The organism is Mycobacterium sp., from assembly GCF_035499775.1.
GTDB lineage: Bacteria > Actinomycetota > Actinomycetes > Mycobacteriales > Mycobacteriaceae > Mycobacterium.
In genome coordinates, this window is sequence record NZ_DATJYB010000435.1 from 21,066 (window position 1) to 27,344 (window position 6,279).

The window sequence follows — 6,279 nt, forward strand, 5'->3', positions numbered from 1 at the left end:
CGTGAAGCGCAGGCGCACGCCGATCCCGTTCTGCCCTCTCGGCAGGAACCTCGCGATCTCACAGTTTCTTCAACCCGCGCAAGACCTTGAAGAATGGTGCCGCGGTGGCCAGGCTCTTGCGTAGCTTGGGCTGCAGCATGCTGAGGCTGGCGGCCGCCAGGTAACGCAGCCCGTGGTCGCGCCACTCGGCGGCCTGGTCGATCACATCCTCCGGTGTCCCCGTTAGAAGTACATCCTTCAATAGCGACACCGGAACTCGTCGTGTGTAGGACAGCACGGTCTCTTTGTCCAGTGTTTGCGGAAGAAAGTCTTGGCCGCCGGTGAAGTTGCTTCCCAGTGGATGCTCCACGCCGTGCTTCGCCCAGTGTTCGGCCGGAACATTGAGTGCAAAGGCCTTCGCGGCGGTGGAATTCAACGTTTCGTCGACCTCGTCGCGGCTGCCGCCAGTGACGACAAACAGCCAAACCGCCGGGATGATCGACATGGGGTCGCGGCCGGCGTCGGACGCTGCCGTGCGCACCGCTTGCAGGCCCTGTGCATAGTCTTTGGGAATTGGCACCATCGCCGGGAACCAGGCATCGGCGTAGCGGCCGGTGGCCCGTAGCATGCGCGGCCCGTGGGCGGCGACCCAGATCTCAGGCCACTTGCCGCGGTAGGGCGGGAGGTCAAACAGCGCATTATGCAGCGGAAAGTACGGCGAATCACGCGAGACGAGTTCGCCGCCGGAGTCCCACAGGGCGCGGATGGTGGCGATTGCCTCTTCGAATCGCGCCACCGGCTTGGTCCAGTCGACGCCATACGGTTCGTTGCCCTCGCGCTCTCCTACGCCAATGCCGAGGATCGCACGGCCCCGGGAAATCAGATGCAGCGTCGCGGCGGCCTGTGCGGTGACCGCGGGGTTGCGGCGACTGGCGTCGGTGACGCCGACACCGAGCCGCACCCGGCCGAACCGGCTGCGAGCGGCAAGATGTCCGAGCAGCGTCCACGGCTCGAGGCAGGCGTCGATCTTCGGGGCAAGTTTCGCCACGCCGAGGTACTCCGGTGTGTAAATCGACCGGGGAAACAGTGCGTTGAGGTGATCGCCCACCCAGTAGGCGTCAAGACCGGCCGCCATGGCGGTCAGGTAATCGCTGCGGGCAAGCGCCGTCGCCGAGTAGCGCGAATTCAGGATCTGATTGGCCAGTGCCACACGAAATCCACTCATAGCTGACATGGTCGCAGCGTCGCACGGCACAGGACGGATGTTTAGAGTAAGCGGCTACCGCACTGGGCCGAGGGCGCGCAAAATGCCTGGTATTGCGGCTTGTCGGTGTACCCATGCCCTCGGAAACCTTGGGGCCGAAGCGATTCGGCGCCGACGCCACTGATGGACCGACACCAGGCCGCGCCAGTCCGTTTCCAGTGGCCGATCGTTGCGGGCAGCCAGCCCCGAGTCGTGGCGCTCGGCAGCGACCCATCCTTATTGATCGGCCCGATAATGGCGTCCGGCGCCGGCAGCGTGGCCCCCCGAAAGGGCGCCCGCCGCCAACCGATCTTTGCCTCGAACTGTGCGCTGCTCGATAACGCCTCGGAGCGAGGAGTTGTCGGCCCGTTTTTGCAGGCGGAGTTATGATTTGTCTTTCGCCAGAGCGTCACTGCAGCCCTGAATCCATTCCTGCGCATTGAGCCCCTGAGCCTGCTGCGTCGACCAGCTGCCGCATATGGTGTTGGCTCCCATCAAGGCGGCCTGCTGTTTGGCCAGGCTATTCCCGGACGCCCACTTGTAGCCGGCGTCGTATGACTGGCTGTGACCACCGGCTCCGCAGGCGGCGACGGACAGGGCGGTGAGCAGGCCAGCGGCGGCGAGCATGATCTTCATGGCCCTGGTGTTCGGATGGCGGTCCGTTGTGGTGACCGGTGACAGCGTTGCACTGTATGGCGTAGTCATGATCATTTTCTCCAATCTGGGGTTTGATTTGCATTTCTCGGGCGCTGAATTGTTAATTCGATCGCCGAATTCGGCAGCGCCTTTCATTGTCGGAGGCGTGCGGGCAAGTCAATTTCGCTTTCATTCGATCGAGTTAGTAATCCGCCGCCCGTCCTCGCGACAACATTTTGGCGGCGGACCTCTTGGAGAATTCTTGGACTCGGCGGCCCAGGTGGTAGCCCTTCGGGACAAAGTCGTCGCCGGGAACCCAGCGGATCGGGCGCTCCGCGCAATACGCGCAGGTTAGCCGATGTATACCAGCCACGTCGCCGGTAGCATCGGCTCATGGCTGCGAAATTCGAGATGGATCCCGACGCCACACGAGCGGGCTTGGCTAGCGCCGGCTTGACGCGGGCTCAGGCGGTTAGCCGGGGTCTTCCTACACCTCCGCAGATCGATAACTATACCGCCGTCTACATGGCGACACTGATCAACGTGCTGAGTGGGTGGGCTATAGAGCTAGAAGCGTTAACGGGCCACGGATTAGCGGCTAGTGCTGGCAGCACCAGTGCGGTCGCGGCCGCCGAGGCTTCATCCGCGGCATCTTTGACGACCTAGCAAGGGATTAATGAATGGTATCGCCGTGGTCGCCGCCGGGGTCCTCATCATCAGGCGCCGTGCCTCCGTCGCAGGCGCCTGATCCGGGTTTCAGCTTGCCGGCCGCGCCGGCCGTAGCGCCTCCGACCGCGAGTGGGCCCTCTGCTCGGGGCCGTTGGACCCGTATCTGGGGCGCGGCGGTCGTGCTGGTGTGTGTGATCGCCGCGACTGCGGCCATCACGTACGCGGTGACCAAGGGCAACGGGGCAACCCCGTCGGCATCGCCGACAATACCGGCGCCAATGACCGCGCCAGCCGGCCCTCAGCCGCAGTACAGCCCCGCCGACCAAGCCGCCGCAAAACAACGGCTATGCCAAGTATTTGACGTCTCCACACGCGGACAGCAAGGACACGGCGGCGTGCGAAACAACGGAGAACTCAACGTACCAGTGGTGTTGCGTGGCGTCGGAAGCATTGTGGGGGTTCAGGCTGCGCTCTCGCCAGCGACCCCGCCCGAGGTGGCCTCGGCTGCGAAGAGGTACATCGACGCCGAGGTTGACCTGAACAACGCGGCATTGGGCAACACCGGGATCGATGAACTCAAAAGGCTCAACGACGTCGCCAATGCAGCAACGGACGGGCTTGCCGATGCGTGTGGGCTGCCGCACTGATGGCTGCTGTCAATTCCGCGTCGCCGGGTCCGCCCGCGTGGGAGGACCGGCACCGCTGGATCGCCGATCAACTCTTGAGACAAGTGATCGCCGCTAAGCCGGCCCCCGACGGGTTCGTGCCACATGTGGGGATGCCCGGCGGTGGAGATATCCCGAAACCGTCGGGGTTGTACACGTATGCGCTGCTTGATCCTGGCGTGTGGCCAATGGCCTCAGAGTCGGCGTGGTCGAAATTTGCCGATGATCTGGGGACCGCGGCAAAGCAGCAGGAAGCTGCGGCGGACGACGCCAGAGCGACCGCCGATCTGGTCTTCCACGAAAACTGGACCGACGGCGATGCCCAAGCTGCCGCGGTTGCGCACTACCGGCAAGAAGACGGCCTGCATGGCCGTGGCGTCGATCTGATTAACAAGGGCGCTAGTGGAGTGCGCACGATTAGTGAGGACATTCGCAGTGCGAAGCGCAAAATGCGCGAGGCACACGACACTGCCACACGAGAGATCGAAAATTCGCTGCGAACGAATCATGGCTCGCCGGTGGGCGTCAGCTTGATCGTCGCTAAGGCACGGACCGAAATCAGCGGCTACGGGGTTGAGTTGCTGGGCTACGTCACGGGTCAAACAGCGCCACTCGGATTCGGGCCATTCCCCCAGGAAGGGCCCACGGGCCCCGGAAGCGGACCGCCTCCCCAGGGAGGTGACCGCCACACGGACTTGCCAGTGGGCACGACCCCGGACGGCGATGGCGTGCCCGGACCGTTCCCGCCGCACAGACACCCAGACGTGCCAAGCGGCGGCAGAGACATCACTGGTGACGGCAGAGCCAAGCCGGAACCAACGGGTCCCTTCATGCCGTCGATGCCGTCAGTGCCGTCGATGCCGTCGATGCCTTCGCTTGGTGGTTCTGGGTCGCCGTTGAGTGGTCTGGGCAGTGGCGGGCTCGGGCCGTTGTCGGGCTTGATGGGTGGTTTCGGGCCGGGTGGCTTGATGGGTACGGGCGGCAATTTCGCTAATCCGGCCGGGCTGCAAGGTCAGGCGGCACAGGCGATTTCTCAGGCGATGAATTCGCAGTTCGGCAGTGGGTTGGCCGCTGGGGCCGGTGGCATGGCGCCAGCCTTGGCTGCCGCACAGCAGGCCGTGCCCAAAGCCCCGCTGGGGCCGTTGGCGGCCCCGGTGGGCGAGACCGCGCCGGTGTCGGCGGCGCCGGTGTCGGCCGCGGTTGCTCCCGCGGCGGCGGAGGCGCCGTTGGCGGCCCCAGCCGGCGGTGGGGGGATGGGTGCGCCGATGACGCCGTATGGGTCGGTGTTGCCGCCGAGTGCGGCAACGACACCGACTGGTGGCGGGGCGTTGGGATCGGTGCCGCCTCCGCCGCCCCCCAACGTTCCCCCCGGTGGGGGCGGTGCTGGTGGTCCGGGTTTGGTGCCGGCGGCGGTGCGTGATTCGACTCCGACGCGGGTGCGTCGGGAGACCTCGATGACCGATTTGGAGTTGGCGCGCGCGACGGTGGCCGATCTGGCGGCCGCGTCGTGTGTGGTCAATCCGGGTCTGGACTGGGCGGTGGCGATCGCGCGGGGTGCCTCGGGGTTGCCGGAGATGTGGATCGCCACCAACGAGGGTGCGGGCTATATCCCGGTGGGGGTTTATCTGCCGCGTAGCGCGCCGCTGGCCGCGGGGCTGGACGCCGATTTCGATGCGCGTTGGTTTGGCTGGTTCAACCCGGCCGAGACGGCGTTGCGCGCGATCCGCGATCGCGGGGACGTGGTGTCGGCGATCGCCACGACGTGGGTGACCCGCTCGGAGTTGATCAGCGATGCGGTCGAGGATGTGGCGTTGGGGGTGGCCCCGTCGGGTGGTCCTACCGATGCCGAGGCGTCGCGGTTGACCCGGGGTCGTTCGCATCGGTTGGAAACGGTGAATCCGGCACTGTTCGACACGTTGCAGCATGCTGATGTCGCCGACGTCGACGAGTACTGCCGTGAGGTCACCCAGGCGGTGGCTTTTGGGGCGGGCCCGGAACTGTCGCCCGCGGCGGTGTCGGTGGCCCGCTTGCTGGTGTCGGGGCGCGTCCCGTCGGTGAAGGAGTGGGCGGTGCTGCGCCGAGAGTACGAGTCGGCGCGGTTGCTGGCCGGCTCGCAGCGTCCGGGGCTGACCGGGATCGAGGAGCCCGACGCGGTGGTGCGGTATATGGCCGACTACGCGTTCTGCCGTCGTCTGGAGACGCTGCTGTGCTGGGAGAGCGCACCCGCCGACATCGTCTACGCCGCACGAGCAGCCGAAGTGGTCCTGCCGTTCGGCGCGGTCATGGTCTGAGTTCTATTGCGCGGCAGCGCATCTGCGCGATTCGCGGGCACCACCATGTCCAGCCGTCCGCCCCCGGCTCAATTCGGATTCGAGTCGAGGTGCTGTTGTCCACACACCGCTGCGCAAATTTGCCGTTTCTGGTTTGCGATGGCTGCTGCTGTAGCCGGCTGCCGACGCTGTGGTCTCAGAGGTCCGTCTCAGTGGTCGTTGTCGGTCACACCAACTTCCTGCTCGCTGGGCTGCGCGGGACGCCCCCAGCTACTGGCGACGCCACGGTGTTCACCGGCGCTACGCGTACAGGCGGCAGCGCTCGACGAGGATCTGCGCCAGCCGTTCCGGCTCGCTGACCATCGGGCAGTGGCCGGTGTCCATCGCGAAGAGTGTCTGCACGCCCCCGAGCGCATCGATGTATTGGCGCTGCATTTTCACTGAGAGCGCACGGTCTCGCAGGGTCAGGATCCAGGTGCGCGGAACGTCGTCGGGCATTCGCTGCCGCGTCACCTTCTCTCCCAGGATCCGGGCGGATTCCGGGTATACCTTGCCGGCCATGAATTTCCTTCGGGCGCGGGGGATTCCGTTGAGGAGCGCGAACCGGACCCCCAGGGCTCGGGTTTGACTCAGCCCGCCTTTCCTCGCTTTGCGCCGAGCGGTGGGTGCGAACGGCCCGGTCAGCGAGTCCGCGAGTGACTTGCCCTCGGGAGGGACGAACGCTGTCGCGAGGACCAGCTCGCGCACCCTCGACGATCCGAGCTGGGTGACTACGCCGGGGACGATCAGTCCGGCCAGCGAATGGCCGACAAGAACG

The 6,279-nt window shown here is 65.8% G+C and carries 6 protein-coding genes; 3 read left to right on the forward strand and 3 right to left on the reverse strand.

What is annotated here, in order from left to right:
• Positions 1-58 precede the first annotated feature (58 nt).
• Both VML93_RS26960 and VML93_RS26965 read right to left on the reverse strand, forming a co-directional pair.
• Complete coding sequence (locus VML93_RS26960; protein ID WP_325615316.1) at positions 59-1,204, reverse strand: LLM class flavin-dependent oxidoreductase; 1,146 nt, start codon at positions 1,202-1,204, stop codon at positions 59-61.
• Positions 1,205-1,606: 402 nt separating this feature from the next.
• On the reverse strand, positions 1,607-1,858 hold the full coding sequence (locus tag VML93_RS26965; protein ID WP_325615317.1) for a hypothetical protein: 252 nt from the start codon (positions 1,856-1,858) through the stop codon (positions 1,607-1,609).
• Between VML93_RS26965 and VML93_RS26970 the strand changes: the two genes are divergently transcribed.
• From VML93_RS26970 to VML93_RS26980, 3 genes are all read left to right on the forward strand, one after another.
• A complete protein-coding gene (locus VML93_RS26970; RefSeq protein WP_325615318.1) occupies positions 1,857-2,213 on the forward strand; it encodes a hypothetical protein in 357 nt (118 codons plus the stop codon). The genes VML93_RS26965 and VML93_RS26970 overlap by 2 nt on opposite strands.
• Before the next feature lie 709 nt (positions 2,214-2,922).
• Complete coding sequence (locus tag VML93_RS26975; RefSeq protein WP_325615319.1) at positions 2,923-3,174, forward strand: hypothetical protein; 252 nt, start codon at positions 2,923-2,925, stop codon at positions 3,172-3,174.
• Positions 3,174-5,483 (forward strand): hypothetical protein, encoded by a 2,310-nt coding sequence (locus VML93_RS26980; protein ID WP_325615320.1) that lies wholly within the window; start codon positions 3,174-3,176, stop codon positions 5,481-5,483. Before VML93_RS26975 ends, VML93_RS26980 begins: the two co-directional genes overlap by 1 nt.
• A 279-nt stretch (positions 5,484-5,762) precedes the next feature.
• Here the strand turns inward: VML93_RS26980 and VML93_RS26985 are convergent.
• Positions 5,763-6,279: alpha/beta hydrolase (locus VML93_RS26985; protein WP_325615321.1), on the reverse strand; the 517-nt coding region annotated here is incomplete at its 5' end.

Coding starts and splice junctions, on each gene's coding strand:
- VML93_RS26960 (WP_325615316.1), bottom strand. CDS start 1,204: ATGAGTGGATTTCGTGTGGCACTGGCCAATCAGATCCTGAATTCGCGC.
- VML93_RS26970 (WP_325615318.1), top strand. CDS start 1,857: ATGGCCCTGGTGTTCGGATGGCGGTCCGTTGTGGTGACCGGTGACAGC.
- VML93_RS26980 (WP_325615320.1), top strand. CDS start 3,174: ATGGCTGCTGTCAATTCCGCGTCGCCGGGTCCGCCCGCGTGGGAGGAC.
- VML93_RS26965 (WP_325615317.1), bottom strand. CDS start 1,858: ATGAAGATCATGCTCGCCGCCGCTGGCCTGCTCACCGCCCTGTCCGTC.